This is a genomic window from Streptomyces sp. NPDC093260 (genome assembly GCF_040683715.1).
Lineage (GTDB): Bacteria > Actinomycetota > Actinomycetes > Streptomycetales > Streptomycetaceae > Streptomyces > Streptomyces sennicomposti.
Window position 1 is genome coordinate 253,309 of record NZ_JBFBEK010000002.1, and the last position, 26,998, is coordinate 280,306.

Below are 26,998 nucleotides of genomic sequence, written 5' to 3' on the forward strand. Positions count from 1 at the left end.
CCCGTACCCGTCGGGCCCCACGCCGTACCCGTCGGCCCCACGCTGTACCGGTCGGCCCTACGTCCCGTACTGGTCCCGTGCCTCGTGGGCGACGCCGAAGGCCGCCGCCGTGAGCGGTACCGCCAGCAGCATCCCCACGATCCCGGCGACCGACGCCCCCGCGGTGATCGCCAGCAGCACCGCCGCCGGATGCATCTGCACGGTCCGGCTCTGGATCAGCGGCTGGAGCACGTGCCCCTCCAGCAGCTGCACGGCGACGACCACGCCCAGCGCCCACAGCGCGACCGCGAACCCCCGGTCGGCGAGCGCCACCAGCACGGACACCGCACCGGAGATGAACGCCCCCAGATACGGGATGTACGCCCCCACGAACACCAGCGCGCCCAGCCCGACGGCGCCGGGCACGTCCAGCAGGAGCAGGCCGACGGTGATGCAGACGGCGTCGATGAACGCGATGATCGTCGTCCCCCGCATGAAGCCCTCCACGGCGGTGAACGCCCGCCGGGCCATGCTCTCGACCGTGTCGGCGCTGTCGCCCGGCGAGAGCGTGCGCAGGGTCCGCCGGGCCCGGGCGGCGTCGCGCAGGAAGAAGAAGACCAGCAGCAGCGCGAGGATCGCCATGGCGGTGTACTCGGCGACGACGCTGACCCCGCTGATGACACCGGAGGCGGCGGTCCCGCCGAACTTGGACAGCAGGTTCCTGCCCTGCCCGGCCAGATCGGACAGCGAGGTGCCGGCCGGCCCCAGATGGGAGGCGAGGGACTTCGCCGCGTGCTCCAGGGAGTCGGCGATCTGCTGCCAGCTGTCGATCAGGGCGCGCACCACGATGTAGCCGGTGCCGCCGACGACGACCACGACGGCCGCGCAGGTGATCCCCGCCGCCACCGACCGGTTGACCCTCGCCCGCACCAGCCGCCGGAACAGCGGCCGCAGCAGCGCCGTGCCCAGCAGCGCCAGCAGCACGGGGATCACGGCGGTGCGGAACACCACGCACAGCCGCACCACCACCCACACCACTCCGGAGACGAGCAGCACGACGGCGCACCAGGCGGCGAGACGCCGGACGGACTCGGGCAGCAAGGACACCCCCTCAGCGCATCACGCGCCGGGCGGACTGTCCTGTGCGGACAGTCCGGCCGGGTGAGCCCGCCCCGGGACTGACGCGCCGACCGCGGAGGCGCCGGGCGGGCGGGGTCCGGCCCGCCCGCCGACTCGTGGCGGGCTGCGGGCCGGACGTCCTGTCCCCAGCGGACCGGGGCTGGCCGGCCGCGGTCACGTCGACCGCCGCCCGGGCCTTGTCGACCGCGGCGTACTCGGTGCCGTCCGTGCCGTACAGGTCGCCCGCCGCCTTCGGCGTCGCCTCACGGGCGGCGTGGAAGCCGGTGGTGGAGACCATGTGCCGGGTCAGCGCCTGGCAGAGGATCCGCGGCGCCCTGTCCCGGCCGATGGCCGACGCCCTGGCCGGCGGAGCCGTCGTAGGCGGCCGAGTCGTGGGCGGCACCGTCGACGGTCCTGCGCCGCTTCCCTGCGCGAGCAGGTGGAAGGCGTGGGAGGAGACGCCGGAGCCGGCGTGCACCTCGGTGTCCGCGGTGGACGTGCTCCGGTAGCCGACGGTGCCGACGACGCCCCCGACGTGACGTCCGTCATGGGAAACGTCGGGGCCGGCCGCTCGCCGCGACCGGCCCCGACTGCAGTCCCGAGAATCCCGTTTCCTGGAATCCCGCCCTGTAGGGCGTGTGTTCCGGAAGTCCCGTCCGGCCCTTCGGACGGACGGCGCCCCTTTCGGAGGACGCCCTAGAACTCCCCGGCGGGCACCTCGCCGAGCCGTCCCGCCTTGAAGTCCTCGAAGGCCTGGACGAGTTCGGCGTGGCTGTTCATCACGAACGGCCCGTAGTGCGCCATCGGCTCACGGATCGGCAGTCCGCCGAGCAGGACCACCTCGAAGGTGGAACTCCGCGAGTCCTGGCTCTCGGCCGCCCGCACGGTCAGCGAGTCGCCGTCACCGAAGACGACCGCCTGCCCCATCCCGAAGGGCCGCTTCTCCCCGCCGGCGAAGCCCTGGCCCGCCAGGCCGTAGGCGAGGGCGTTGAAGTCCGCCCGCCACGGCAGCGTGACCTCGGCGCCGGGGCTGATCGAGGCGTGGATCATCGTGATCGGGGTGTGCGTGATGCCGGGACCGCTGTGGCCGTCCAGGTCGCCGGCGATGACCCGCAGGAGCGAGCTGCCGTCGGCCGAGGCCAGCAGCTTGACCGTGCCGCCGCGGATGTCCTGGTACCGGGGGTCCGACATCTTGTCCTTGGCGGGCAGGTTCACCCACAGCTGCAACCCGTGGAAGAGGCCGCCGGACATGACCAGCTCCTCGGGCGGCGTCTCGATGTGCAGAAGACCCGAGCCCGCGGTCATCCACTGGGTGTCGCCGTTGGTGATGGTGCCACCGCCCCCGTGGGAGTCCCGGTGGATGAAGGTCCCGTCGATGATGTACGTGACGGTCTCGAAGCCGCGGTGCGGGTGCCAAGGGGTCCCCTTCGGCTCGCCGGCCTCGTAGTCCACCTCACCCATCTGGTCCATCATGATGAACGGGTCCAGGTGCCGGTAGTCGATGCCCGCGAACGCGCGCCGCACCGGGAAGCCCTCCCCCTCGAATCCGGACGGCGCCGTGGCCACGCGCAGGACACGGCGCTGACGGGCGTTCGCGGAAGCGGTGACGCGGGGCAGCACGAGCGGGTTCTCGACGGTCACTGCAGGCATGTCGGTACCTCCTTGGGGGGCGTGTCGACCACCCTAGTTGAGCATTCAACTTCTTGCCACCACCAACACAAGAAGCCCGAAGGCCATTCCCTCCGGGCTCCACAGCGACAGGACACGCGCGTGCGGGGGCCGTGCCTGCACAGCACCGCCCCTACCCGGCCGCTCCGCAGGGACGCGGCCCACCCGGCGACCGGACCGACAGCCGGGCCGGTGACCCGGTCGGCATCCGGGCCGGGCGGAGCCCGCCGCACCCCGGCCGGGCGACGCTCACCTCACCCCCGGCCGGGCGGGGTCCCGCCGCACCCCCGCGCACCGGCCGTGCGGCCGAGTCTCAGCCGTACATCCGGCGCATCGCGAAGTCGACCATCTGCTCGACCGCCTTGGCGTCGAACACGATCCGGTGCTCACCCTCCATGTCGAGCACGAAGCCGTACCCCGTGGGCAGCAGGTCGATCACCTCCGCGCCGGTGATCACGAAGTACTTGGACTCCTTGCCCGCGTAGCGCCGCAGTTCCTTCAGCGAGGTGAACATCGGGATCACCGGCTGCTGGGTGTTGTGCAGGGCGAGGAAACCGGGCGTGTCACCGCGCGGGCAGTACACCTTCGAGGTGGCGAAGATCTGCTGGAAGTCCTCCGCGGCCATCTGCCCGGTGGTGAAGGCACGGACCGCGTCCGCGAGCGAGGGCGGCGACGGCTCGGGGTACAGCGGCTGCTGCTGCCCGTAGCCGCCCGCCATGCCCCCCGTCATACCGCCCGGCATCTGCTCCTGCGGCGGCGCGTACTGCTGCGCCGCGCCCCCGTCCATCGGCTGGCCGTATCCGTACATGCGCCAAGCGTACCGACGCGCCCGGGGCCGCAGGGCCGGGACGGACCCTCCCTCGGCACCCCCTCACGGTGCGGGCACCTCCCGGATCAGCTTCGAGGTCCACGGGCACCACCAGTTCCCCGGCAGGAACGCGCCGCCGGCCTCGTCGAGGTGGTCCTCCACGTAGGGGATCGTGGCGTCGCAGACCTCGATGGCGACCTCGAAGAACTGCACGCTGGAGGTGTCGTAGTGGTAGCTCCAGCCCGGGTTCCAGGCGGCCGGCCGGTGCACGATCCGGCCGAGCACGTGCACCCGGTCCTTCTCCTTGCCGCTCAGGATGTCCCGGGCCTCCTGGATCCTCGTCTCGTCGGTGAGCTCGAAGACCGCCTTGCTGCCGGTGATGTCCGTGAACTCGAAGTAGGCCGGCGCCGCCGCCTGTGCGGGACGGGACATCCCGACTGTCAGCAGCACCGCCGCCGCCACCCCGCCGAGCTTCGCGAGCAGTCGTCGCATGGACTTCCCCTGTTCTCTCCGATCGCACAGTGACCTGGCGTCACCATGCAGTACGCAACGTAATCACCGCTGGTCGCGACACGCCCGGCCCCGGGCCTCGCTTCGCCGGATCGGGTCGGAGACTCCCGGCGGTTGACCCCGCACCGGCCAGACAGACACCTGCGGTCCCGGCAGTCACGGGGGGCACACCGGTCACACCCGCCGATTAAGAGACGCGTCACAGACGGACTGTCAGGGGTTGCGTCTTATTACCGACGGGTAGCATCATCGGAGCTACTAGTTGGTACGCGAACCAGATGCGAGGAGTCAGTGCCTCGCCGAGTCCTCGACGGGAGCCGTGGCCATGGGGCACTACAAGTCCAACCTCCGCGACATCGAGTTCAACCTCTTCGAGGTCCTCGGACGCGACAAGCTGTACGGCACGGGTCCGTTCGCCGAGATGGACACCGAGACCGCCAAGAGCATCCTGGAGGAGCTGACCCGCCTCTCCGAGAACGAGCTGGCGGAGTCCTTCGCCGACGCCGACCGCAACCCGCCGGTGTTCGACCCCGAGACCAACACCGCCCCGGTCCCGGCGTCCTTCCGGAAGAGCTACCAGGCCTTCATGGACTCCGAGTACTGGCGCCTCGGCCTGCCCGAGGAGATCGGCGGCACCACCTCGCCGCGCTCCCTGATCTGGGCCTACGCCGAGCTGATCCTGGGCGCCAACCCGGCCGTGTGGATGTACTCCTCCGGCCCCGCGTTCGCCGGCATCCTCTTCGAGGAGGGCAACGAGGTCCAGAAGCACATCGCCAAGATCGCCGTGGACCGCCAGTGGGGCTCCACGATGGTGCTCACCGAGCCCGACGCCGGCTCCGACGTGGGCGCCGGCCGCACCAAGGCCGTCCAGCAGGAGGACGGCTCCTGGCACATCGAGGGCGTGAAGCGCTTCATCACCTCCGGTGAGCACGACATGTCGGAGAACATCCTCCACTACGTGCTCGCGCGCCCCGAGGGAGCCGGTCCCGGCACCAAGGGCCTGTCCCTCTTCCTCGTCCCGAAGTACGAGTTCGACTTCGAGACCGGCGAGCTGGGCGAGCGCAACGGCGTCTACGCCACCAACGTCGAGCACAAGATGGGCCTGAAGGCCTCCAACACGTGCGAGATGACCTTCGGCGACAAGCACCCCGCCAAGGGCTGGCTGATCGGCGACAAGCACGACGGCATCCGCCAGATGTTCCGCATCATCGAGTTCGCCCGCATGATGGTCGGCACGAAGGCGATCTCCACCCTGTCCACGGGCTACCTGAACGCGCTGGAGTACGCCAAGGAGCGCGTGCAGGGCCCGGACCTGGCCAACTTCATGGACAAGACCGCGCCCAAGGTCACCATCACCCACCACCCCGACGTGCGCCGCTCGCTGATGACGCAGAAGGCGTACGCCGAGGGCATGCGCGCCCTGGTGATGTACACCGCCTCAGTCCAGGACGAGATCCAGGTCAAGGAGGCGGGCGGCGAGGACGCCTCCGCCGAGCACGCCCTCAACGACCTGCTCCTGCCCATCGTCAAGGGCTACGGCTCCGAGAAGGCCTACGAGCAGCTCGCTCAGTCGCTCCAGACCTTCGGCGGCTCCGGCTTCCTGCAGGAGTACCCGATCGAGCAGTACATCCGGGACTCCAAGATCGACACCCTGTACGAGGGCACCACGGCGATCCAGGGCCAGGACTACTTCTTCCGGAAGATCGTCCGCAACCAGGGCGCCGCGCTGAACTCCCTCGCCGAGGACATCAAGAAGTTCCTCGCCCTGGGCACCGGCGGCGCGGAGCTGGCCGAGTCCCGCGAGTACCTGGCCAAGGCCGCCGTCGAGCTGGAGGCCGTCGTCGGCGTCATGCTGACCGACCTCGCCGCCACCGAGCAGGACGTCAAGAACATCTACAAGGTGGGCCTGAACACCACCCGCCTGCTGCTGGCCTCCGGCGACGTGGTCGTCGGCTACCTGCTGCTGAAGGGCGCGGCGATCGCCGCCGAGAAGCTGGAGACCGCCTCCGCCAAGGACAAGGCGTTCTACACGGGCAAGATCGCGGCGGCGAAGTTCTTCGCGGCCAACGTCCTGCCGGGCGTCACGCTGGCCCGCAAGATCGCCGAGAAGGTCGACCTGGACCTGATGGAGCTGGACGAGGCCGCGTTCTAGTCCCTCCGAGGTCCGCACGAGGGTCCGCTCCCGCACCGGGAGCGGACCCTCGTCCGTCGTTAAGGTGAACCCATGAGCACAAGCCGGCCCTTCGACCGCGGCCACACCGACGACCTGATGTCCTTCCTGGCGGCCAGCCCGTCGCCGTACCACGCCGTGGCCACCGCCGCCGCGCGGCTGGAGAAGGCCGGCTTCCGGCAGGTCGCCGAGACGGACGCCTGGGACGCCTCCACGGGCGGGAAGTACGTGCTGCGCGGCGGTGCGATCATCGCCTGGTACGTCCCCGAGGGCGCCGTGCCGCACACCCCGTTCCGCATCGTCGGCGCGCACACCGATTCGCCGAACCTGCGCGTCAAGCCGCGGCCCGACACCGGGGCGCACGGCTGGCGCCAGGTCGCCGTGGAGATCTACGGCGGCCCGCTGATGAACTCCTGGCTCGACCGCGACCTGGGCCTGGCCGGCCGGCTCACCCTGCGCGACGGCTCCACGCGCCTGGTGAACGTCGACCGCCCGCTCCTGCGCGTCCCCCAGCTCGCCATCCACCTGGACCGCTCGGTCTCCGCCGACGGCCTCAAGCTCGACAAGCAGCGGCACCTCCAGCCGGTGTGGGGTCTGGGCGACGACGTGCGCGACGGCGACCTGATCGCCTTCCTGGAGCAGGAGGCGGGCCTGGCCGCGGGCGAGGTGGCCGGCTGGGACCTGATGACGCACTCCGTCGAGCCGCCCGCCTACCTCGGCCGCGACCGCGAACTGCTGGCCGGCCCGCGCATGGACAACCTGCTGTCGGTGCACGCCGGCACGGCCGCCCTGGTGGCGGTGGCCACCGGCGGCGCCGAGCTGCCGTACATCCCGGTGCTGGCCGCCTTCGACCACGAGGAGAACGGCTCCCAGTCCGACACCGGCGCCGACGGGCCGCTGCTCGGCGGCGTCCTGGAGCGTTCGGTGTTCGCACGCGGCGGGTCGTACGAGGACCGGGCGCGCGCCTTCGCCGGCACGGTCTGCCTGTCCTCGGACACCGGCCACGCGGTGCACCCGAACTACGCCGAGCGGCACGACCCGACGCACCACCCGCGCGCGGGCGGCGGCCCCCTCCTGAAGGTCAACGTCAACAACCGCTACGCGACCGACGGTTCGGGCCGCGCGGTGTTCGCCGCGGCCTGCGAGAAGGCGGGCGTGCCCTTCCAGTCGTTCGTCTCCAACAACTCCATGCCGTGCGGTACGACGATCGGCCCGATCACCGCGGCCCGGCACGGCATCAAGACCGTGGACATCGGCGTGGCCATCCTGTCCATGCACAGCGCGCGCGAACTGTGCGCCGCCGACGACCCGTTCCTGCTGGCGAACGCGCTGGTGGCGTTCCTGGAGGGCTGATGCCGCACGGGTCCGCGAGGCCCCGGGAAGCCTGTGAGAGGCCCACGAGGGGTCGCCGCCGCATGTCCACCGGGCTTGCGGGTACCCGGAGTTGACCGGAAGGGACCGGACAGGCCGGAACCACCGGACCTGACACCGGACTAGGAGGCGACACTCATGGGCCTCGGCGGGTGCATCATCCTCATCGCCGTGGGAGCCATCCTCACGTTCGCGACCGACTGGCACGTGCAGAGCGTCAACGTACACATGGTCGGCGTGATCCTCATGATCGTCGGCGTGATCGGCGTGACCACGTTCAGCAGCATCGCCCGGCGCCGCCGTGTGATGGTGCCGCCCACGACGACGGTCGTCGACGAGGAGCGCCACCACCACGCGCGCGACGGCTACAGCGACGGCTACGGCGTCTGACCCACGCCCCGGAGCACGGCACCGTCCGTACGGACCGTCGTACGGCCGCCGGGAGAGGGCGGCCGTACGACGGTACGACCGGGCCCCCGGGCCCGTTCCGCGGTCCCGGCCAGGCGGCCGGGATCAGGCGTCCAGCCCGGCCAGGACCAGCGGGAGGCGCTCCGCGCCGGTGTCGGCCAGCCGGACCGGGACGCCCCAGTCCTGCTGGTGGACATGGCAGGCCGGGTACTCGTTCGCCGGGTCGTCGTCGCACGAGGCGGCCATCGCGGAGACGTGCAGCACGCCCTCGGGCACGGCCGGGTTCAGCTCCAGGTCACGGGCGAGGTCGGTGCCCGCGCCCTCCCCGTCCAGCAGCAGCTCGGGCGGGGTGGCGGAGACCAGGAGGCGGGTCGAGGGGCCGTAGCGCGTGTCCAGCTTCTGGCCGGCCGGAGCCTGGAAGATCACGTCCAGCCGCAGCGCGCCGGGGGCCACCTCGGTGGCGGCGCGCTGGGTGCGGTGGGCGACGGCCTCGACCCGCACCGCCTCCTCCGGCAGCCGCAGCCGGGTCAGCCGGTGCCGGGCCGACTCCACGACCACGATCTCCTCGCCCACCAGCACCGCGTCGCTCGGTTCCCGCAGATCGGTGGCGAGCGTGGTGACCTCCCCGGTCGCCGGGTCGTAGCGGCGCAGGGCGTGGTTGTAGGTGTCGCTGACGGCGACCGAGCCGTCCGGCAGGGCGGTGACGCCCAGGGGGTGCTGGAGCAGTGCCTGCCCGGCGGCGCCGTCCCGGTGGCCGAAGTCGAACAGGCCGGTGCCGACGGCCGTGTGGACCGCTCCGTCCGGGTCGACCCAGCGCAGGGCGGAGGTCTCGGAGTCGGCGAGCCACAGCCGCTCGGGCGTGGCCGCGAGGCCGGAGGGCTGGGCGAACCAGGCCTCCGCGCCGGGGCCGTCGACCAAGCCCTCGTTCGTCGTGCCGGCGGTGACGGACACGGTCCCGTCGGCCGGGTCGTACGCCCACAGCTGGTGCACGCCCGCCATGGCGATCCACACCCTGTCCCGCCACCAGGCGACGTCCCAGGGCGAGGAGAGGTTCACCTCGCGCGCCGGGCCGCGGGTGGCCTCGCCCTGCATCCACTGGCGGCCGGTGCCCGCCAGGGTCGTGATCCGCCCCGTCGCCGGGTCGAAGCGGCGCAGCGCGTGGTTGACCGTGTCGGCGACCACGACGGCGCCGTCGTCGAGCAGGGCGAGGCCCTGCGGCTCGTTGAAGACGGCGTCCTCGGCGGCGCCGTCGGCGAAGCCGCGCGCGCCGGAGCCGATCCGGCGCACGACGCTCTCGCCGTCCGCCGCCAGCTCCACCAACTGCTGCCGGGTGGTGTCGCTGACCAGGAAGTTCCCGGACGGCAGCAGGAGGGCCTTGCCCGGGAAGCGCAGCGTGGTCGGCTCCGGCTCCGGGGCCACGTACGGCCCGTCGCCGCGCCGGAGGGTGCCCTTGGCGGCGTGCTCCGCCTCCAGCTCCTCCACCAGCTTCGCGAGGGCGTGCGCATGGCCCTCGCCCGCGTGCTGCGCGACGACGTACCCCTCGGGGTCGATCACGACGAGCGTGGGCCAGGCCCGCACCGCGTACTGCTTCCAGGTGGCCAGTTCGGGGTCGTCCAGCACCGGGTGCTCCACGCCGTACCGCTCCACGGCGTCCACGACCGCCTGGTGCTCCGCCTCGTGGACGAACTTCGGCGAGTGCACGCCGATGATCACCACGGTGTCGCGGTGCTTGGCCTCCAGCTCCCTCAGCTCGTCCAGGACGTGCAGACAGTTGATGCAGCAGAACGTCCAGAAATCCAGGATGACGATGCGCCCGCGCAGGTCGGCGAGGGTGTACTGGTTTCCGCCCGTGTTCAGCCAGCCGCCCTTGCCGGTCAGCTCGGGGGCGCGGACACGGGCACGGCGGGTGGCCGGGGCCGGGGACGATTCGCTCATGGACCAAGGGTGCCATCCGCCGCCGGCAACCGGCGCGGGGGCCGTCCTGTGAGGGTGCGGCCGCCTCCGCGGGCCTTCCGTGCGCGAGGTGGCGGGCCGGTCCGCTCAGCCCGACGGCCCAGCCGCCGCGTCGGCGGGGGCCCGCCGGGGAAGCGGTGAGGACATGAGACTCCTCGTACGCGACCGGATCCTCGGCATCGGTGACGACTACTGGATCGAGGACGAGCACGGCACCAAGCTGTTCCTCGTCGACGGCAAGGCGATGCGGCTGCGGGACACCTTCGAGCTGAAGGACGCCCAGGGCCGGGTGCTCGTCGACATCCACCAGAAGATGCTCTCCCTGCGGGAGACCATGGTGATCGAGCGGGGCGGCGAGGCCCTGGCGAAGATCCGGCGCAAACGGTTGTCGCTGCTGCGCAACCACTACCGGGTGACCCTGGTGGACGGCACCGAGCTGGACGTCAGCGGCAAGATCCTGGACCGGGAGTTCGCCGTCGAGTACGACGGCGAACTGCTCGCGGTGATCTCCCGCCGCTGGCTGAGCGTCGTGGACACCTACGGCATCGACGTCGTACGGGACGACGCCGACCCGGCGCTGCTGATCGCCGTGGCCGTCTGCGTGATCCACCTGGCGGAGAAGGAACGGGACGAGCGGTAGCGCCGCGCGGGGCGCACGAGGGGCCGGCCACGCGGCTCGCGCGGGGCGGCGGTTCCGCTCGTGGCGGCCGACGGCCGCCGGCGCGACCGGCGGTCAGTGGCGCGGCGCCTCCAGGCCGAGCACGCGGTCCTTCAGGGCCGGGAACTGCTCGCGCGTCGTGGCGACCCGGCCCGGGTCGAACTCGACGGTGAGGACCTCCTCGTCGTGGCCGGCCTCCGCCAGCACCTCGCCCCACGGATCGACCACGATCGAGTGACCCGCCTGGGGAACCCCGGCGTGGGTACCGGCCGTTCCACAGGCGAGCACGAACGCCTGGTCCTCCACCGCCCGCGCCCGGGCCAGCAGCGTCCAGTGCGCGCGCCGCCGCTCGGGCCAGCCCGCCGGGATCACCAGGACCTCGGCGCCGCCGTCGACCAGGGAGCGGAACAGTTCGGGGAACCGGAGGTCGTAACAGGTCGCCAGACCCAGCGTGGTGCCCGGCAGCGGGACCGTCACCGGTTCGCGTCCCGCGCCCATCAGCACGGCCTCGCCCTTGTCGAAGCCGAAGCGGTGGATCTTGCGGTAGGAGGCGACCAGGTCGCCGGAGGGGGAGAAGACGAGGGAGGTGTTGTAGACGGCGCCTTCGGGCGCGCGCTCGGGGATCGAGCCCGCGTGCAGCCATACGCCCGCGTCGCTCGCCGCCTTCGCCATCACCTCGTGCGTGGGGCCGTCCAGCGCCTCCGCCGCGGCCTCGAACTCCTCGAAGGCGAAGGCCCCGGTGGTCCACAGCTCCGGCAGCACGACGAGATCGGCGCCGGCCTGCTCACGGACGAGCGCGGCGGCCCGCTGCCGGCGTGATGCGACCGATTCGCCCTCGTCCACGGCGATCTGGATCAGCGAGGCGCGCACACTACCACCGTCCTGGCAATCGAGTTGTCCACACCGGCCTACGATCGTCACACGAAAGAACTGCCGGGGTGCTTCACAGCAGCGTAACTTGGGGGTCCTCCCCGCTCGAAGCGGAGCGAGAGCGCGGGAGAATCACCAGACACCCGCCGACAGCAGCCCAGCGCCCACTGGCAATGCCGCCACCACCTGCCCGTGTACCGACCGCCGAGGGGTCCCGTTCCGTGAGTCTGCATCCCACCCTCCAGCCCTACGCCGATGCCTGGACCCACTCCGTCGAGGCGATATCCGAGCTGGTGCAGCCGCTCGTGGAGGGCGAGTGGAACCGGCGGACGCCGTGCCCCGGCTGGTCGGTGCGGGATGTCGTCTCGCATGTGATCGGCATGGACTGCGAGGCGCTGGGTGACCCGCGCCCCATCCACTCGCTGCCGCGCGACCTGTTCCACGTCACCAACGAGCACCAGCGGTACATGGAGATGCAGGTCGACGTCCGCCGCCACCACACGGCGCCGGAGATGACGTCCGAGCTGGAGTACACGATCATCCGGCGCAACCGCCAGCTGCGCAACGAGTCCCGGGAGCCCGGGACCAAGGTGCGCGGCCCCCTCGGCGCGGAGATCACCCTCGAGGAGTCCATGCGCTACCGCGCGTTCGACATCTGGGTGCACGAACAGGACCTGCGCGCCGCCCTCGGCCGCCCCGGCAATCTGGACTCGCCCGGCGCGCACGTCGCCCGGGACTACCTGCTGGACGCCCTGCCGCGCGTGGTCGCGGAGAAGGCGGACGCGCCGCGCAGCTCGGCGATCGTCTTCGACGTGCACGGTCCGGTGGAGTTCCTGCGCACGATCCGCGTCGACATCCAGGGCCGCGGCACCCTGGAGACGGCCCCGGCCCTCGGCCCGGCCGCGTCCCTCGCCCTCGACTGGGAGACCTACGTCCGCCTCGCCTGCGGCCGCACCACTCCGGAAGCGGTGGCGGACCGGGTCAAGACGGAGGGCGACCAGGACCTGACCGCAGCGATCCTCCGCAACTTCACGGTGACGCAGTAGGGACGACCGCCAGGCGCCCGCCCATACGCCCCGTGACTGAGGGCCCTCGTGCCTCCCCCGGTGCCTCGAGGGCCTGGGAGGGGCCTCCAGGGCGGCAGGGGTGGGCTCGGGGTGCCCCCCTGCCCGAAGAGCTTCGGGCAGGCGCCCCTTACGCGGGGCGGGCGCACCCACTGCCGTCCGGCCGCCCCTCTCCGGCGACGGCACGTCAGCCCGTCCGTACGGCGGGATCCCACCGCACCGTCACGCAGGCACGTGCACCGTCTCCACCCGGCTCGCCACCAACCGCTCCCGCTCCCGCCGGGCCGCCCGCTTCCGCAACCGCAGAACCTGAGAGACCCCCACCGCCTGGAGCACGAACACCGAGGAGAACGCGATCCGGTAGTCGTCCTCCGTGGCGTCCAGCAGCACACCGATCACGAACAATGTCGTCATCGAGGCGATGAAACCTCCCATGTTGGTGATCCCGGACGCGGTCCCCTGACGCTCCGCCGGATTGGCCGGCCGCGCGAAGTCGAACCCGATCATCGACGCCGGCCCGCAGGCCCCCAGCACCACGCACAACACCACCAGCAGCCACATCGGCGCCCGCCCCCCGGGGTAGGCGAGCGTCGCCGCCCACATCAGGGCCGTCGCCGCCACCGTCCCCAGCGCCAGCGGCAACCGCGCCGCGTGGTGCCGGGCGACGATCTGCCCGTAGACGAGGCCGACGGTCAGGTTCGACAGCACGACCAGGGTCAGCAGATCGCCCGCGGTCGCCCGCGACAGCCCCTGCGCCTCCACCAGGAACGGCAGCCCCCACAGCAGCAGGAACACCATCGCCGGGAACTGCGTGGTGAAGTGCACCCACATCCCCAGCCGCGTCCCCGGCTCCCGCCACGCCTCGGCGATCTGCCGTCGCACGTACGCGGAGCCCTGGTGCGGCTGCGGCTCCGGTTCGAAGCCCTCGGGGTGGTCCTTCAGGAACAGCACGAGCAACACGAAGACCACCGCGCCGGCCACCGCACTGCCGCCGAACGCCCAGGTCCAGCCGACGCCGTGCAGCAGCCGCGCCAGCACCAGCGTGGAGACCAGGTTGCCCGCCATGCCGGCGAGTCCGGCGAGCTGCGCGACCAGCGGACCGCGCCGGGCGGGGAACCACCGGGTGCCCAGCCGCAGCACGCTGATGAACGTCATGGCGTCGCCGCAGCCCAGCAGCGCGCGCGAGGCGAGCGCCGTGCCGTACGACGGCGAGAAGGCGAAGCCGAGCTGACCGGCCGTGAACAGGACGACGCCGATGCCCAGCACCTTCTTGGTGCCGAGCCGGTCGACCAGCAGGCCGACGGGTATCTGCATGCCCGCGTACACGAGCAGTTGCAGGATCGAGAACGTGGACAGCGCGGAGGCGTTGACGTGGAACCGGTCGGCGGCGTCCAGACCGGCGACGCCCAGCGAGGTGCGGAAGATGACGGCGACGAAGTAGACGGCGACGCCGATGCCCCACACGGCGACCGCGCGCCGCCCGCCGGGCGGGTCGCCGGGCAGTGCCGGCGCGGCGGAGGGACGGCTGGGGGAGGAACTCATCGGACCTCCCCCCGGGCGAGGTTCGAGAACCAGCTGACGTGTCCGTGCACGATGCCGACGGCGGCCTCGGCGTCGCCGTCGCGCAGCGCCTGGAGGATCGCCTCGTGCTCGGCGAGGGTCTTGGCGATCCGGTCGGGATGGGAGTGCATGACGGCGACGCCCATCCGCAGCTGGCGGTCGCGCAGCTGGTCGTAGAGGCGCGAGAGGATCTCGTTGCCGCCGCTGCGGACGATCTCGGCGTGGAAGCAGCGGTCGGTGACGGCGGCGCCGGCCAGATCACCGGCGGCGGCCTGCCCCTTCTGCTGTTCGAGCAGTTCCTCCAGCCGCTCCAGGAGTCCGGCCGGGGCGGGCACGGCCTTGCGCACCGCGTGACCCTCGACCAGCTGCCGGGTCTCGACGACGTCCGCGATCTCCTGCGCGGAGACCGGCAGGACGAGCGCTCCCTTCTTCGGGTAGAGCTTGAGCAGCCCCTCGACCTCCAGCCGGAGCAGCGCCTCGCGCACCGGAGTGCGCGACACCCCGACGGCCTCGGCCAGCTCGCCCTCGGTCAGCAGGGTGCCGCCCCCGTAGCGGCGGTCCAGGACGGCTTGTTTGACGTGGGTGTACACACGGTCGGCGGCGGGGGGCTGCTTCACGGACAAGGTCATGTCCACAGCATAGATACAACACGTACACAAGACTCGTCCCGTCCACCATGCGGACCGGACCGCCCGCTGGGCACCCGCCCCGGGCAACGGCACAACCTTCTGTGCTAGTTACGAGTCAGACATGTGCGGCCCCACATCGCTGGGTACTCAACTCCGCCGCACCCTAGGGGCATTCAACGTATTCGGGGTACCTCACTTGAAAACCGGCATCAAGGCCATCCGCCTCCGCAGAGCCGCCGCCGTCGCCATGACCACCGGCGCGGTCCTCGCCACCGGGGCGCTCACCGCCATGCCCGCGCAGGCCGTCTCCGCGCCGTCCATCGTGGCCAAGGGCGGCTACGTGATGAACAACGCGAACGGCTCGTCGCTCTACACCAAGGCCGCGGACACCAAGCTGTCCACCGGCTCGACGACGAAGATCATGACCGCGAAGGTCGTGCTGTCGCAGAAGAACCTCAACCTCGACGCCAAGGTCACCATCCAGAAGGCGTACAGCGACTACGTCGTCAAGAACAACGCCTCCCAGGCCCACCTCATCGTGGGCGACAAGGTGACCGTGCGCCAGCTGCTGTACGGGCTGATGCTGCCCTCGGGCTGCGACGCCGCGTACGCGCTGGCCGACAAGTACGGCACGGGTTCGACCACGTCCGCGCGCGTGAAGTCCTTCATCGGCAAGATGAACGCCGCCGCGAAGGATCTGAAGCTGAAGAACACGCACTTCGACTCGTTCGACGGCATCGGCAACGGCAAGAACTACTCGACGCCGCGCGACCTGACGAAGATCGCCAGCAGCGCGATGAAGAACGCCAACTTCCGCGCCGTCGTGAAGACCAAGTCGTACACGGCCAAGACCATCACCAAGACGGGCAGCACCCGCACGATGGCCACCTGGACCAACACGAACACGCTGCTGAGCAGCTACAAGGGCGCCATCGGCGTGAAGACCGGATCCGGCCCCGAGGCCAAGTACTGCCTGGTCTTCGCCGCCACCCGCGGCAACAAGACCGTCATCGGCACGGTCCTGGCCTCCTCCTCCATCAACCAGCGCGCCACCGACGCCACGAAGCTCCTCAACTACGGCTTCGCCCGCCTGGGCTGAGCCCGAGGGCACTGCGCGAAGGGCCTGTCGCCGGCCGGCGACAGGCCCTTCGTGCGTCCCGATGAGCCCGCATCCGCCACGCCCTGCACACCCCGGCGCCCCGTCGCGTCGCTTCGGTCGATCTTCCCCTCGACCATGAACATCCCCGGGTGAATCGCTGGTGCACGTCCTTCACCGGTCCTGAGTCCGGTCCGGCCGTGGACCTGGCTCACCGGCGCTGGTTACGGCCCGGCCGCGCCGGTGCGGGAACGGAACGGAGGGGGCGGCCGCGATTCGACGTTGCGGCCGTCCCCTCCAGGTACTGCAGGTCACGCATGTCGCGGCGTCACGCCCAGGTGATCAGCCTTTTCGGCTGCTCCAGGATCGCCGCCACGTCCGCCAGCACCTTCGAGCCGAGTTCCCCGTCGACCAGGCGGTGGTCGAAGGAGAGGGCCAGGGTGGTGACCTGACGGGGCTTGACCTTGCCCTTGTGGACCCACGGCTGGAGCTTGATCGCGCCGACCGCGAGGATCGCGGACTCGCCCGGGTTGAGGATCGGCGTGCCGGTGTCGACGCCGAAGACGCCGACGTTGGTGATGGTCACCGTGCCGCCCTGCATCGCCGCCGGGGACGTCTTGCCCTCGCGGGCCGTCGCGACCAGTTCGCCGAGGGATTCGGCGAGTTGCGGCAGCGTCTTGGCGTGGGCGTCCTTGATGTTCGGGACGATCAGACCCCGCGGGGTGGCCGCGGCGATGCCCAGGTTGACGTAGTGCTTGAGCACGATCTCCTGGTTGGCCTCGTCCCAGGACGCGTTGATGTCCGGGTTGCGCTTGATCGCGACCAGCAGCGCCTTGGCGATCAGCAGCAGGGGGTTCACGCGCAGACCGGTGAACTCCTTGTCCTGCTTCAGCTCCTCGACGAGCTTCATCGTCCGGGTCACGTCCACCGTCACGAACTCCGTGACGTGCGGTGCCGTGAACGCCGAGCCGACCATCGCCGCGGCCGTCGCCTTGCGGACGCCCTTGACGGGAACGCGCGTCTCACGGGCCGCGTCGTACGCCGCCACGGGCGCCGGGGCGGTCTGGACCCGCCCCGCTGCGGGAGCGGCCTGCGCCGGGACCGCCTCGGCGGCCGGGGCCTGCGGTGCCGGCACCGCCGCGCGCACCGCCGCGTGGACGTCCTCGCGGGTGATGACGCCGTCCGGGCCGGACGGGACCACCGTGGTCAGGTCCACGCCCAGGTCCTTGGCGAGCTTGCGCACCGGCGGCTTGGCCAGCGGCCGGTCCTTGCCGGCCGGGGCCGCTACCGGCGCGGCGGGCGCCGGGGCGGCGGCGCGGCCGTTCAGCTCCGGCTGGGGCGCCGCCGGGGCCTGGTCCGCGCGGGGCGTGACCTCGGCGCCCTTGCGGGGGCGGCGCTTGGTGGCGGAGGTGGAGACGCCGTAGCCGACGAGGACCGGCTGGCGGCCCTCCGGCTTCGGCTCCTCGGCCTGCTGCGGCCCGGCCGCGGCGCCCGCCGGGGCCTCGGTCTGCTGCGGCTCGGCCGCCGGGGCTCCGCCGGCCACCGCCACCGCGATGATCGCGGTGCCCACGTCCACCGTGGTGCCCTCGGGGAAGCGCAGTTCGCGCACCACGCCGTCGTAGGGGATGGGCAGTTCGACGGCCGCCTTGGCGGTCTCGACCTCGCAGACGACCTGGCCGTCGGTGACCGTGTCACCCGGCTGGACGTACCACTTGAGGATCTCGGCCTCGGTCAGGCCCTCGCCGACATCCGGCATCTTGAACTCGCGCACGGACGCGTCGGTCATCGTGGTCACGACCCTCTCCCTCAGTACGCCAGCGAGCGGTCGACGGCGTCGAGCACGCGGTCCAGGTCCGGCAGGTAGCTCTCCTCCAGGCGCGCCGGCGGATACGGCGCGTGGTAGCCGCCGACCCTGAGGACCGGGGCCTCCAGGTGGTAGAAGCAGCGCTCGGTGATCCGGGCGGCGATCTCGGCGCCGGAGCCGAAGAACACCGGCGCCTCGTGCACCACCACCAGGCGGCGGGTCTTCTCCACCGACGCCTGGATCGCGTCGAAGTCCAGCGGGGAGACCGAGCGCAGGTCCAGGACCTCCAGGGACTTGCCCTCCTCGGCGGCGGCCGCGGCGGCCTCCTGGCACAGCTTCACCATCGGGCCGTAGGCCGCCAGGGTCAGGTCGGTGCCCTCGCGGACGACCTGCGCCTTGTGCAGCGGGGCGGGGATGGCCTCGGTGTCGACCTCGGCCTTGTCCCAGTAGCGCCGCTTGGGCTCGAAGTAGATCACCGGGTCGTCGCTCTGGATGGCCTGCTGCATCATCCAGTAGGCGTCCGAGGCGTTGGACGGGCTGACCACCTTCAGGCCCGCCACGTGCGCGAAAAGCGCCTCCGGGGACTCGGAGTGGTGCTCGACCGCGCCGATGCCGCCGCCGTAGGGGATGCGGATCACGACGGGCATCTTGACCTTGCCCAGCGAGCGGGCGTGCATCTTCGCCAGCTGCGTGACGATCTGGTCGTACGCCGGGAAGACGAAGCCGTCGAACTGGATCTCGACCACCGGACGGTAGCCGCGCAGCGCGAGGCCGATCGCCGTGCCCACGATGCCGGACTCGGCGAGCGGGGTGTCGATGACCCGGCTCTCGCCGAAGTCCTTCTGCAGCCCGTCCGTCACCCGGAACACACCGCCGAGCTTGCCGACGTCCTCGCCCATGACGAGGACCTTCGGGTCGTTCTCCAGGGCGCGGCGCAGCGACTCGTTGATCGCCTTGGCCAGGGCCATGCTCTTCATCGACACAGCCTTCACCGTCACAGCCTCCGCAGCCATCCTCAGACCCCCTCAGCGTCCGTGAACGACGCCTGGTAGGCGGCGAACTGGGCGCGCTCCTCGTCGACGAGCGCGTGCCCGTCCGCGTACGCGTTCTCGAAGATGGCGAAGTGGTCCGGGTCGGGCATGGCACGGACCGCTTCGCGCACTCGTCTGCCCAACGCCTCGCTCTCGGTCTCGAGTTCCGCGAAGAATCCCTCGTCCGCGTGGTTTGCGGCCTCCAGGTGGCGGCGAAGGCGCAGGATCGGGTCCTTCGCCTCCCAGGCGAGCCGCTCCTCGTCGCCCCGGTAGCGGGTGGGGTCGTCGGAGGTGGTGTGCGCGCCCATGCGGTAGGTGTACGCCTCGACCAGGGTGGGGCCCTCACCGGCGCGGGCGCGCTCCAGCGCCCACTTGGTGACCGCGAGGCAGGCCAGCACGTCGTTGCCGTCGACGCGGACGCCGGGGAAGCCGAAGCCCTGCGCGCGCTGGTACAGCGGCACCCGGGTCTGCCGCTCGGTCGGCTCGGAGATCGCCCACTGGTTGTTCTGGCAGAAGAACACCACGGGCGCGTTGTAGACCGCGGAGAAGGTGAAGGACTCCGCCACGTCGCCCTGGCTGGAGGCGCCGTCGCCGAAGTAGGCGATGACCGCGGAGTCGGCGCCGTCCTTGGCGATGCCCATCGCGTAGCCGGTGGCGTGCAGCGTCTGGGAGCCGATGACGATGGTGTAGAGGTGGAAGTTGTTGCTGTTGGGGTCCCAGCCGCCGTTGTTCACGCCGCGGAACATGCCCAGCAGGTTGGTCGGGTCGACCCCGCGGCACCAGGCGACGCCGTGCTCGCGGTAGGTCGGGAAGACGTAGTCGTCCTCGCGGGTGGCCCGGCCGGAGCCGATCTGCGCGGCCTCCTGGCCGAGCAGCGAGGCCCACAGTCCCAGCTCGCCCTGGCGCTGGAGGGCGGTGGCCTCGGCGTCGAAGCGGCGGGTGAGCACCATGTCGCGGTACAGGCCGCGCAGGTCTTCCGGGGTGATGCCGGCGACGTACTTGTCGTACTCGGCGTTCTTGACGCGCTTCCCCTCGGGGGTCAGCAGCTGCACGAGCTGGGGGTCGGCGCCGTCGGCGGCGGCCTTCTTGGCGGTCGTGCGGGTGGTGCGCTTGCTACCGGTGGTGCCGGCTGCCTTCGTGCCGGACGTACCGGCCTTGCTCCCGGCGCTGCGTCGCGATGTGCGCGCGGCAGTGCTCTCCACGGTCACGTGTGCTCCTCCGTCGGTCCGGCCCCCGGGGTTGCCGGTAGGCCAGTGCGGCTCACCTGTTCTGGACCACGGGGCACGGGGTGGGTGCCACTCGGCCGGGAACAGGCGTGACAGGTGCCCCGGCGAGCGCCCTGCAACAGCCACGTTACCCAGTGCTCCACATTTCTGTGAAACCCCATCTGACCTGCGTGTTTCCTTGGATTTCCAAGTACTTTCACTTGGACGTCCGAGTATCTCGCCGGGCTTTCGGGGCAACCGCTGGTCACAGCCTTGCAGGAGGCCGGAACACCGGCACGTTATCCCGGTCACCCCCGGGTCGGGAAGGGTTGGCGGGGGGCCGGAACGGCCCCGGTCGGCGGAGAGCGGCGACCGGTATCCGAACGGGGGGCGCGGACCGGGGCGCGGACGGGAACGGATCACCGCGGTGACGCCAAGTGACCGATTGCGACTGCGGACGACAGCCTGTGACAACGCCCAGCTCACGGCCTCGTCCGGTGCCCTAACATCTGGCGCGTGCCGCGCTCATGTGTACCACCCCCTGTGCCCCACGCGCCCCCTCTGAACGCCTTACTGCGCCAGTACGGGGCCGGCTCCGCCCTCGCCTGCGAACCGGTCGACCAGGGCCTGCTGAACCGCGGCTACCGGCTGTGCACGACGCGCGGCCGGTACTTCCTCAAGCACCACTTCGACCCGGACACCGCCGACCCCGTCGCGATCGCCCGCCAGCACCGCGCCACCCAGCGGCTGGCCGATCTCGGCGTCCCGGTGGCGCCCCCGCTGGCCGGCCGCGACGGACGCACGGTCGCCGTCGTCGGCGGCCACGCCTACGCCCTGCACCCCTGGATCGACGGCCGGCACCGGCACGGCGGCCAGCTCACCGCCGGCCAGTGCACCCGGCTCGGCGCGCTCCTGGGGGCCGTGCACGCCTGTCTGGAGCGCGTGATGCCGCCCAAGCGGCACACCCGGCCCGCCGCCGGTCCGCACCCCGTGGAGAGCGCCGACCCCGCCGACACCCTCACCCTGATCGACGACCTGCTCGGCCACGTCCACCGCCACCGCCCCCCGGACGCCTTCGACGAGCTGGCCCGCCACCGCCTCCTGGAACGCCGCGCGCTGCTCGAACAGCATGCCGACCGGCGTCCCCCGCGCGGCGGCCCGACCGGCTGGGTGCACGGCGACTTCCACCCGTTCAACCTCCTCTACAAGGGCGACGCCCCGGCGGCGATCGTCGACTGGGACCGGCTCGGCGTGCAGCCGCGCGCGGAGGAGGCGGTACGGGCCGCCGCGATCTTCTTCGTCCGGCCGGCCGGCACCCTGGACCTGCCCAAGATCAGGGCGTACGCGCGCGCGTACCGGCGCTCGGCCGGGGCCACGGCCGAGGAGCTCGCGGCGGCCGTGCACCGGGTGTGGTGGGAGCGCCTGAACGACTTCTGGATGCTGCGCTGGCACTACGAGCGCGGCGACACCCGCGCCGACCCGCAGTTCCCGGCCGCCTCGGCGCTGGTGGTGTGGTGGACGCGGGAGTACGACGCGGTGTGCGGGGCGTTCGCGGAGTGAGCCGCCCGGCGGGGACGCCGGACACGGAAACGCGCACGTGGAGGCCCGCCAGGGGTCCACGCGCGCGTGAAGGGTGGGTCAGCCGCCGGTGACGCCGGCGTTCGCCGCCCCGGCGGCGGTACCCGCGGTGTCGCCGGCGCCGGCCGTGTCCGCACCGCCGTCGTTGCCCGCGCTGGAGCCCGTGCTGCCGCCCTCGTTGCCCGCGCTGGTGCCCGTGCTGCCGCCCTCGTTGCCCGCGCTGGTGCCCGTGTTGCCGCCGTTGTCACCGCCGCCGTTCGTGTTCTGCGGGGGCGACTGGCTCGACGAGCCCGTCGACTGGTGGGAACTCGGCTCGTCCGACGGCTTGTTCGACGGCGTCATCGACGGCTTGTGCGACGGCGTGTAGTCGCCCCAGCCCGAACCGCCGTTCGAGCCGGTGTCCCGGTCCGTCGACGTGTCCGACGGGCGGCCCGACGAGTCGTCGCTCGCCGACGGACTCGACTGCTGGTCGTCGGCGGAGCGCGAGACGGACGGCGACTTGCTGGTGCCCGGGTCCTTGCCGCCGCCACCGCCGTTGTCGTGGTTCAGGGCCAGCGCGACGCCCGCCGCGACGGCGATCACCGCCAGCACGGCCAGGATCCACAGCTTGCCGCGCCCGCCGCCCCGGTTGCCGTCGCCCTCGAAACCGCCGTCGTCGCCGCTGCCGTACCCGGCGGGCAGGATCGGCTGCGGGATCTGCGTGGTGCCGGAGCCGGGGACGCCCGGGTGCGCCATCGCCGTCGTCCCGGCGAAGCCTCCCGCGGGGGTGTGCCGGCCCTCGTGGACCGCCACCGGGCCGGTGTTCCAGGTGCCGGTGTGGCCGCCCTGGTCGTAGAGCATCTGCAGCGCGTACTGGACCAGTCCGCGCATCTCCTCGGCCGTCTGGAACCGGTCGTCGGGCTCCTTGGCCAGCGACCGCATCACCAGGCCGTCCAACTCGGGCGGGCAGCCGCCCTCCGAGGTGACCGACGGCGGCACCGGAATGTCCTGGACGTGCTGGTAGACCACCGACAGCGGCGTCTCACCGGTGAACGGGGGCCGAAGCGCGAGCAGTTCGTACAGCAGGCAGCCCGTGGCGTACAGGTCGGAGCGGTGGTCGACGGCCTTGCCGAGCGCCTGCTCCGGGGAGAGGTACTGCGGGGTGCCCATGACCATGCCGGTCTGCGTCATCGTCGTGGACGCGCCGTGCAGGGCGCGGGCGATGCCGAAGTCCATCACCTTGACCGCGCCGCTGTCGGTGATGATGACGTTGGCCGGCTTGATGTCGCGGTGCACGATGCCGTGCTGGTGCGAGTAGGCGAGGGCCTCCAGGACCCCGGAGACGATGATCAGCGCCTGCTCGGGGCCCGGCGCCTCGGCGTTGAGCAGCAGGTCGCGGATGGTGCGGCCCTCGACCAGCTCCATCACGATGTAGGGCACGGACTGGCCGGCGACGACGTCCTCGCCGGAGTCGTACACGGCGACGATCGCGTGGTGGTTGAGTCCCGCCACCGACTGGGCCTCACGTGTGAAGCGGGCCTTGGAGACGGGGTCCTCGGCGAGGTCGGCGCGCAGCAGCTTCACGGCGACGGTGCGTCCGAGGCGGACGTCCTCGGCCGCGAACACCTCGGCCATGCCGCCCCGACCGAGCCGGTGCGTCAGCCGGTACCGGCCGTCGCCGACCAGTCCGCCGTTGCCCCACATCTCCGGCGCGTCCGACATGCCGCCGCCGCCACCCTCGGGGTCGGACGGGCCCTGGGCGCGCTGCGTCTGTGCCATCAGTCCTCGCCGTCGTTTCTGCCCGCGGTGCGCGGTGTTGTCACGGTCTCCGTCGGCCACGCTACAGGCTCGGCGCAAGCCGCCGGTCCAGGTTCGCCGCGGGGACCGGTCCGGGACGGACCGGTCATCAAACCCCGTGCGGCCATGGTCGTGCAAATCCCGTGCACCGGCCGTACGTCCGCTGTAACGCTTCCGCGACGCTTCTTTCGCGTACGGTCACGGAACGGGCACCGAGCTTGACGTGTCAGTGCCCTGGGGCAGACTTGGCCGGGAATAACACATTCGATCATCGGGATCCGGTCACGCTTTCCGGTCGCACGGTCCGGTCGGCGCATCCGGCCGCGCGATCGCCGGGCGGCGGGTCCCCGGACCGGCCGACGGACAGCCGATCGCGCGGGCGCGGCAGCCGCCGGGCCCGCGCGCCAATGGGGGACGCAGAAGATGAGCCAGGACGGCGCACAGGGCCGGTTCACGGGGCGGGCGCTGGCCGGCGGCCGCTACCAGCTGCGCGACTTGCTCGGCGAGGGCGGCATGGCCTCCGTGCACCTCGCCTACGACGCCGTGCTCGACCGTCAGGTCGCGATCAAGACGCTCCACACCGAGCTGGGTCGCGAGCCGGCGTTCCGCGAGCGGTTCCGCCGCGAGGCGCAGGCAGTGGCGAAGCTCACGCACACCAACATCGTCTCGGTGTTCGACACCGGCGAGGACGAACTGGACGGCATGGCCACGCCGTACATCGTCATGGAGTACATCGAGGGCCGGCCGCTGGGCTCGGTGCTCGACCAGGACGTGCGGCAGTACGGCGCGATGCCCGTCGACAAGGCCCTGAAGGTCACCGCGGACGTGCTCGCCGCGCTGGAGATCAGCCACGAGATGGGCCTGGTCCACCGCGACATCAAGCCGGGCAACGTGATGATGACCAAGCGCGGCGTCGTCAAGGTGATGGACTTCGGCATCGCCCGCGCCATGCAGTCGGGCGTCACCTCCATGACGCAGACCGGCATGGTCGTCGGCACCCCGCAGTACCTGTCGCCCGAACAGGCGCTCGGCCGCGGCGTGGACGCCCGCTCCGACCTCTACTCGGTCGGCATCATGCTCTTCCAACTGGTCACCGGGCGGCTCCCGTTCGACGCCGACTCACCGCTGGCGATCGCGTACGCGCACGTGCAGGAGGCACCCGCCGCGCCCTCCACGATCAACCGCTCGCTGCCGCCCGCGGTGGACGCGCTGGTCGCCCGCGCGCTGAAGAAGAACCCCAACGAGCGCTTCCCGAACGCCGAGTCGATGCGCGACGAGTGCCTGCGCGTGGCCACGTCCTTCCAGGCCGCCCCGCCGAGCATCGTCCCGGGCGTGCAGACCTCCAGCGGCGCCGGCGTCGGCTCCGCCGTCTTCCCGCCGGTCGACACCCCGCCGGCGCCCGTGGGCAACGTCCAGACGCCGTACCAGCCGAACCCGGCGCCGACGCCCACCCCGAACCCGTACGGCACCCCGCCGCCGGCCGTGCCCCAGCCCGCGTACGGCTATCCGCAGCAGGGCGGCTACGCCACCCCCGGCCCGGCCGGGTACGGGCCGCAGCAGAGCGCCACGCCGCCGCCGTACACCGCCTCCCCGCAGAACCCCGGGACCCCGAGCCCGGCGCGCCGCGGGGGCAACAAGCCGGTCGTCGTCGGCTCGATCGTCGTCGCGGTCGTGGCGGTCGGCGGCCTGATCGCCGCGCTGCTGGTCAACAACGGCAGCGACGACGACGCCCGGGGCGGCGGCGGGAGCACCTCCCCCACCACTACGGCGTCCCGCAGCGTGCCGGGGCACCGCGGGCCGGACACGTCGAAGACGATCGACGCGGACAAGTGCAGCGAGCCGCAGGAGTCCTACAACGACCCCGACAAGATCAGGCTGCCGGACTTCCAGTACAAGTACATCCAGTCCGTGAAGGCGTGCTTCCAGGCCGCGGGCTGGAAGATGAAGATCACGGACGTGGACGACAACACCTGGGGCGAGGGCACCGTCCTCAACCAGTTCCCGGCCGCGGACACGGACCTCGACCCGGACAACATGCCGACCATCCAGCTGAACGTCTCGACCGGCAATCCCGCGCAGTGACCGGTGCGGGGGGCCGCCACGGACGCGGCGGCCCCCCGGGGGCTCCTACGGCGTGTTCCGAAAGTGGCGCTGTCCGCCCGAAGGGCGGGCGCGGCGACCGGTGCGTGTGATCGCAAGGCGGAGGGTCGTCCTCGTACCGGGCGTACGGGGACGATCCCGCCAACGCGGCGAGCGCGCGTGCCGGGCGGCGCGGGGCAGGCGGGACCTGTGAAACACGCCCTAGAGGTACGGCCCGCCCGAACGGCCACCCGTACGGGGGTCGTCGACGCCGTCGTGGCCGACGCCCGGCGGAAGGGCGCGGCGCATCTGCTCCAACTGGGCGCGGGCGGCCATCTGCTGGGCGAACAGGGTCGTCTGGATCCCGTGGAACAGCCCCTCCAGCCAGCCCACCAACTGGGCCTGCGCGATCCGCAGTTCGGCGTCGGACGGCGTGCCCTCGTCGGTGAACGGCAGCGAGAGCCGCTCCAGCTCCTCCACCAGCTCCGGCGCCAGGCCGTCCTCCAGCTCCTTCACGGAGCTGGCGTGGATCTCCTTGAGCCGGACCCGGCTGGCCTCGTCCAGAGGCGCGGCGCGCACCTCCTCCAGGAGCTGCTTGATCATGCTGCCGATCCGCATGACCTTCGCGGGCTGCTCCACCTGCTCCGTCACCGGGATCTCACGGGACTCGTCGTCGCCACCACCGCCGAGCGCCAAGCCGTCCTGTCCGACGACCAGGACCTGCGGATTCTCCGGCGACCGTTCGTTCCTCGGCATCTCCATGCGGCCATTCTCTCGCACCCGCGCATCACACCTCCTTGGTGCCCCCTCCCCTTCCGTGATGCCCGTCGCGGAGCGTGATCCACCCTGCACGAAGGGCATACGGCCCCTGATCTCACTCGTCGGGCCGAGCGTCACCCGCACCGTCCGCGCCGTGCGCCGCACTCCCGCCGCCCGCGCTCTCCTCGCCGTCCGTGAGGTGCAGGCGCAGCAGGCGGGCCGCGCAGTGGTCCAGCCAGCGCGCGTCGGCCTCCGCGTGACAGATCCGCTGTTCCAGCACCAGCAGCCGGGCCACCTCCTCGGGACACCCAGGGCCCCGCGCCAGGACCTCGGCCCGCTGCCGTACGTAGTCCTGCAACGCCTCGGACACGTGCCGGCGCTGCACGTCGACGACCTCGCGCACGTCGACGCCGGACGCCGTGACCGCCAGCGCCAGCTTCACGGGGCGCTCGTCGCAGGACGGCCCGGTGCGCCGGGCGGGCCGTACGTACCAGTCCCGCAGCTCGGCGCGGCCCGCCTCGGTCAGCGCGTAGACCACCCGTGCGGCCGCGTCCACGCCCTGGCGGGCGACCAGACCGTCCCGCTCCAGCGCGGCGAGCGCGGTACGCACCCGGCCTGGGCCGAGCGGCCAGGCCGCGCCCAGGCGCGCCTCGAACTCGGCGCGGAGCGCGCAGCCCGGACGGGGGCCGGCCTCCAGGAGCGCGAGCAGTCCGTGACGTGTCGACATAACCGGATTGTGCAGTGGATTCGGCCCGGCGGACGAACCCGGAATGCCGGACTCCTTCGGTGATGTGAGGGTGGTGCCACGGCATCGCCGCATACGGCACCGCGCTGCGCCGCACCGCCGCCGTACGGCATCACCGCCCCGCCGAACCACCGTGAGGGGGTCCCGAAGTGACCGCA

At 71.9% G+C, this 26,998-nt stretch carries 23 protein-coding genes; 8 read left to right on the forward strand and 15 right to left on the reverse strand.

What is annotated here, in order from left to right:
* Positions 1-57: 57 nt before the first annotated feature.
* The 5 genes from AB0N63_RS03325 to AB0N63_RS03345 all read right to left on the reverse strand — a co-directional run bounded on the left by AB0N63_RS03325 (position 58) and on the right by AB0N63_RS03345 (position 4,066).
* Positions 58-1,086: an AI-2E family transporter gene (locus AB0N63_RS03325; protein ID WP_365523415.1), complete on the reverse strand. Its 1,029-nt coding sequence runs from the start codon at positions 1,084-1,086 to the stop codon at positions 58-60.
* A gap of 4 nt (positions 1,087-1,090) precedes the next feature.
* Positions 1,091-1,576: a M4 family metallopeptidase gene (locus tag AB0N63_RS03330; RefSeq protein ID WP_365523417.1), complete on the reverse strand. Its 486-nt coding sequence runs from the start codon at positions 1,574-1,576 to the stop codon at positions 1,091-1,093.
* Between the two features lie 218 nt (positions 1,577-1,794).
* Positions 1,795-2,748, reverse strand: coding sequence for a pirin family protein (locus AB0N63_RS03335; RefSeq protein ID WP_365523419.1), 954 nt, complete (start codon positions 2,746-2,748; stop codon positions 1,795-1,797).
* A gap of 331 nt (positions 2,749-3,079) precedes the next feature.
* Positions 3,080-3,574, reverse strand: a complete 495-nt coding sequence (locus AB0N63_RS03340; protein ID WP_365523422.1) for an SseB family protein — start codon at positions 3,572-3,574, stop codon at positions 3,080-3,082.
* A gap of 63 nt (positions 3,575-3,637) precedes the next feature.
* Complete coding sequence (locus AB0N63_RS03345; RefSeq protein WP_365523425.1) at positions 3,638-4,066, reverse strand: calmodulin-binding protein; 429 nt, start codon at positions 4,064-4,066, stop codon at positions 3,638-3,640.
* Between the two features lie 343 nt (positions 4,067-4,409).
* Between AB0N63_RS03345 and AB0N63_RS03350 the strand changes: the two genes are divergently transcribed.
* From AB0N63_RS03350 to AB0N63_RS03360, 3 genes are all read left to right on the forward strand, one after another.
* A complete protein-coding gene (locus AB0N63_RS03350) occupies positions 4,410-6,236 on the forward strand; it encodes an acyl-CoA dehydrogenase (RefSeq protein ID WP_365523428.1) in 1,827 nt (608 codons plus the stop codon).
* Positions 6,237-6,308: 72 nt separating this feature from the next.
* On the forward strand, positions 6,309-7,607 hold the full coding sequence (locus AB0N63_RS03355; protein ID WP_365523430.1) for a M18 family aminopeptidase: 1,299 nt from the start codon (positions 6,309-6,311) through the stop codon (positions 7,605-7,607).
* A 156-nt stretch (positions 7,608-7,763) separates the two neighbouring features.
* Complete coding sequence (locus AB0N63_RS03360) at positions 7,764-8,015, forward strand: DUF6458 family protein (protein ID WP_365523433.1); 252 nt, start codon at positions 7,764-7,766, stop codon at positions 8,013-8,015.
* A gap of 123 nt (positions 8,016-8,138) precedes the next feature.
* Here AB0N63_RS03360 and AB0N63_RS03365 read toward each other — a convergent pair whose 3' ends face one another.
* Positions 8,139-9,968: an NHL domain-containing thioredoxin family protein gene (locus AB0N63_RS03365; protein WP_365523436.1), complete on the reverse strand. Its 1,830-nt coding sequence runs from the start codon at positions 9,966-9,968 to the stop codon at positions 8,139-8,141.
* A gap of 163 nt (positions 9,969-10,131) precedes the next feature.
* On the opposite strand from AB0N63_RS03365, the gene AB0N63_RS03370 reads away from it, so the two are divergent.
* Positions 10,132-10,626 (forward strand): LURP-one-related family protein, encoded by a 495-nt coding sequence (locus AB0N63_RS03370; RefSeq protein ID WP_365523439.1) that lies wholly within the window; start codon positions 10,132-10,134, stop codon positions 10,624-10,626.
* 93 nt (positions 10,627-10,719) lie between these two features.
* Here AB0N63_RS03370 and AB0N63_RS03375 read toward each other — a convergent pair whose 3' ends face one another.
* Positions 10,720-11,514 carry a carbon-nitrogen family hydrolase gene (locus tag AB0N63_RS03375; protein ID WP_365523441.1) on the reverse strand — a complete coding sequence of 265 codons (795 nt, stop codon included), beginning with the start codon at positions 11,512-11,514 and terminating at the stop codon, positions 10,720-10,722.
* Positions 11,515-11,735: 221 nt separating this feature from the next.
* On the opposite strand from AB0N63_RS03375, the gene AB0N63_RS03380 reads away from it, so the two are divergent.
* Complete coding sequence (locus tag AB0N63_RS03380; protein ID WP_365523444.1) at positions 11,736-12,560, forward strand: maleylpyruvate isomerase family mycothiol-dependent enzyme; 825 nt, start codon at positions 11,736-11,738, stop codon at positions 12,558-12,560.
* Between the two features lie 240 nt (positions 12,561-12,800).
* Here AB0N63_RS03380 and AB0N63_RS03385 read toward each other — a convergent pair whose 3' ends face one another.
* Positions 12,801-14,120, reverse strand: a complete 1,320-nt coding sequence (locus AB0N63_RS03385; RefSeq protein WP_365523447.1) for an MFS transporter — start codon at positions 14,118-14,120, stop codon at positions 12,801-12,803.
* Positions 14,117-14,767, reverse strand: coding sequence for a GntR family transcriptional regulator (locus AB0N63_RS03390; RefSeq protein ID WP_365523450.1), 651 nt, complete (start codon positions 14,765-14,767; stop codon positions 14,117-14,119). Before AB0N63_RS03390 ends, AB0N63_RS03385 begins: the two co-directional genes overlap by 4 nt.
* Before the next feature lie 196 nt (positions 14,768-14,963).
* On the opposite strand from AB0N63_RS03390, the gene AB0N63_RS03395 reads away from it, so the two are divergent.
* A complete protein-coding gene (locus tag AB0N63_RS03395) occupies positions 14,964-15,866 on the forward strand; it encodes a D-alanyl-D-alanine carboxypeptidase (RefSeq protein WP_365523452.1) in 903 nt (300 codons plus the stop codon).
* 325 nt (positions 15,867-16,191) lie between these two features.
* Here AB0N63_RS03395 and AB0N63_RS03400 read toward each other — a convergent pair whose 3' ends face one another.
* Genes AB0N63_RS03400 through pdhA form a run of 3 tightly spaced genes read right to left on the reverse strand, consistent with a single transcriptional unit; the run spans position 16,192 to position 19,906 of the window.
* On the reverse strand, positions 16,192-17,658 hold the full coding sequence (locus AB0N63_RS03400; protein ID WP_365523455.1) for a dihydrolipoamide acetyltransferase family protein: 1,467 nt from the start codon (positions 17,656-17,658) through the stop codon (positions 16,192-16,194).
* 11 nt (positions 17,659-17,669) lie between these two features.
* On the reverse strand, positions 17,670-18,635 hold the full coding sequence (locus AB0N63_RS03405; RefSeq protein ID WP_365523813.1) for an alpha-ketoacid dehydrogenase subunit beta: 966 nt from the start codon (positions 18,633-18,635) through the stop codon (positions 17,670-17,672).
* A 47-nt stretch (positions 18,636-18,682) separates the two neighbouring features.
* A complete protein-coding gene (gene pdhA, locus AB0N63_RS03410; protein ID WP_365523457.1) occupies positions 18,683-19,906 on the reverse strand; it encodes a pyruvate dehydrogenase (acetyl-transferring) E1 component subunit alpha in 1,224 nt (407 codons plus the stop codon).
* A 540-nt stretch (positions 19,907-20,446) separates the two neighbouring features.
* Here pdhA and AB0N63_RS03415 point away from each other — a divergent pair.
* On the forward strand, positions 20,447-21,463 hold the full coding sequence (locus AB0N63_RS03415; RefSeq protein ID WP_365523460.1) for a phosphotransferase: 1,017 nt from the start codon (positions 20,447-20,449) through the stop codon (positions 21,461-21,463).
* A gap of 78 nt (positions 21,464-21,541) precedes the next feature.
* On the opposite strand, the gene AB0N63_RS03420 is transcribed toward AB0N63_RS03415, so the two are convergent.
* Entirely contained in the window at positions 21,542-23,239 is a 1,698-nt protein-coding gene (locus AB0N63_RS03420; protein WP_365523462.1) for a protein kinase, read from the reverse strand.
* 441 nt (positions 23,240-23,680) lie between these two features.
* On the opposite strand from AB0N63_RS03420, the gene AB0N63_RS03425 reads away from it, so the two are divergent.
* Positions 23,681-25,339: a protein kinase gene (locus tag AB0N63_RS03425; RefSeq protein WP_365523464.1), complete on the forward strand. Its 1,659-nt coding sequence runs from the start codon at positions 23,681-23,683 to the stop codon at positions 25,337-25,339.
* 219 nt (positions 25,340-25,558) lie between these two features.
* Here AB0N63_RS03425 and AB0N63_RS03430 read toward each other — a convergent pair whose 3' ends face one another.
* Entirely contained in the window at positions 25,559-26,098 is a 540-nt protein-coding gene (locus tag AB0N63_RS03430) for a bacterial proteasome activator family protein (RefSeq protein WP_019981252.1), read from the reverse strand.
* Positions 26,099-26,210: 112 nt separating this feature from the next.
* Positions 26,211-26,822: a PadR family transcriptional regulator gene (locus AB0N63_RS03435; RefSeq protein ID WP_365523466.1), complete on the reverse strand. Its 612-nt coding sequence runs from the start codon at positions 26,820-26,822 to the stop codon at positions 26,211-26,213.
* Positions 26,823-26,998 lie beyond the last annotated feature (176 nt).

What these genes read in the sequence shown, in the direction of transcription:
- AB0N63_RS03365 (WP_365523436.1), bottom strand. Translation starts at nt 9,968, where the DNA reads ATGAGCGAATCGTCCCCGGCCCCGGCCACCCGCCGTGCCCGTGTCCGC.
- AB0N63_RS03390 (WP_365523450.1), bottom strand. Translation starts at nt 14,767, where the DNA reads ATGACCTTGTCCGTGAAGCAGCCCCCCGCCGCCGACCGTGTGTACACC.
- AB0N63_RS03435 (WP_365523466.1), bottom strand. Translation starts at nt 26,822, where the DNA reads ATGTCGACACGTCACGGACTGCTCGCGCTCCTGGAGGCCGGCCCCCGT.
- AB0N63_RS03425 (WP_365523464.1), top strand. Translation starts at nt 23,681, where the DNA reads ATGAGCCAGGACGGCGCACAGGGCCGGTTCACGGGGCGGGCGCTGGCC.
- AB0N63_RS03420 (WP_365523462.1), bottom strand. Translation starts at nt 23,239, where the DNA reads ATGGCACAGACGCAGCGCGCCCAGGGCCCGTCCGACCCCGAGGGTGGC.
- AB0N63_RS03405 (WP_365523813.1), bottom strand. Translation starts at nt 18,635, where the DNA reads ATGGCCCTGGCCAAGGCGATCAACGAGTCGCTGCGCCGCGCCCTGGAG.
- AB0N63_RS03430 (WP_019981252.1), bottom strand. Translation starts at nt 26,098, where the DNA reads ATGGAGATGCCGAGGAACGAACGGTCGCCGGAGAATCCGCAGGTCCTG.
- AB0N63_RS03360 (WP_365523433.1), top strand. Translation starts at nt 7,764, where the DNA reads ATGGGCCTCGGCGGGTGCATCATCCTCATCGCCGTGGGAGCCATCCTC.
- AB0N63_RS03355 (WP_365523430.1), top strand. Translation starts at nt 6,309, where the DNA reads ATGAGCACAAGCCGGCCCTTCGACCGCGGCCACACCGACGACCTGATG.
- AB0N63_RS03385 (WP_365523447.1), bottom strand. Translation starts at nt 14,120, where the DNA reads ATGAGTTCCTCCCCCAGCCGTCCCTCCGCCGCGCCGGCACTGCCCGGC.
- AB0N63_RS03345 (WP_365523425.1), bottom strand. Translation starts at nt 4,066, where the DNA reads ATGCGACGACTGCTCGCGAAGCTCGGCGGGGTGGCGGCGGCGGTGCTG.
- AB0N63_RS03335 (WP_365523419.1), bottom strand. Translation starts at nt 2,748, where the DNA reads ATGCCTGCAGTGACCGTCGAGAACCCGCTCGTGCTGCCCCGCGTCACC.
- AB0N63_RS03350 (WP_365523428.1), top strand. Translation starts at nt 4,410, where the DNA reads ATGGGGCACTACAAGTCCAACCTCCGCGACATCGAGTTCAACCTCTTC.
- AB0N63_RS03370 (WP_365523439.1), top strand. Translation starts at nt 10,132, where the DNA reads ATGAGACTCCTCGTACGCGACCGGATCCTCGGCATCGGTGACGACTAC.
- AB0N63_RS03340 (WP_365523422.1), bottom strand. Translation starts at nt 3,574, where the DNA reads ATGTACGGATACGGCCAGCCGATGGACGGGGGCGCGGCGCAGCAGTAC.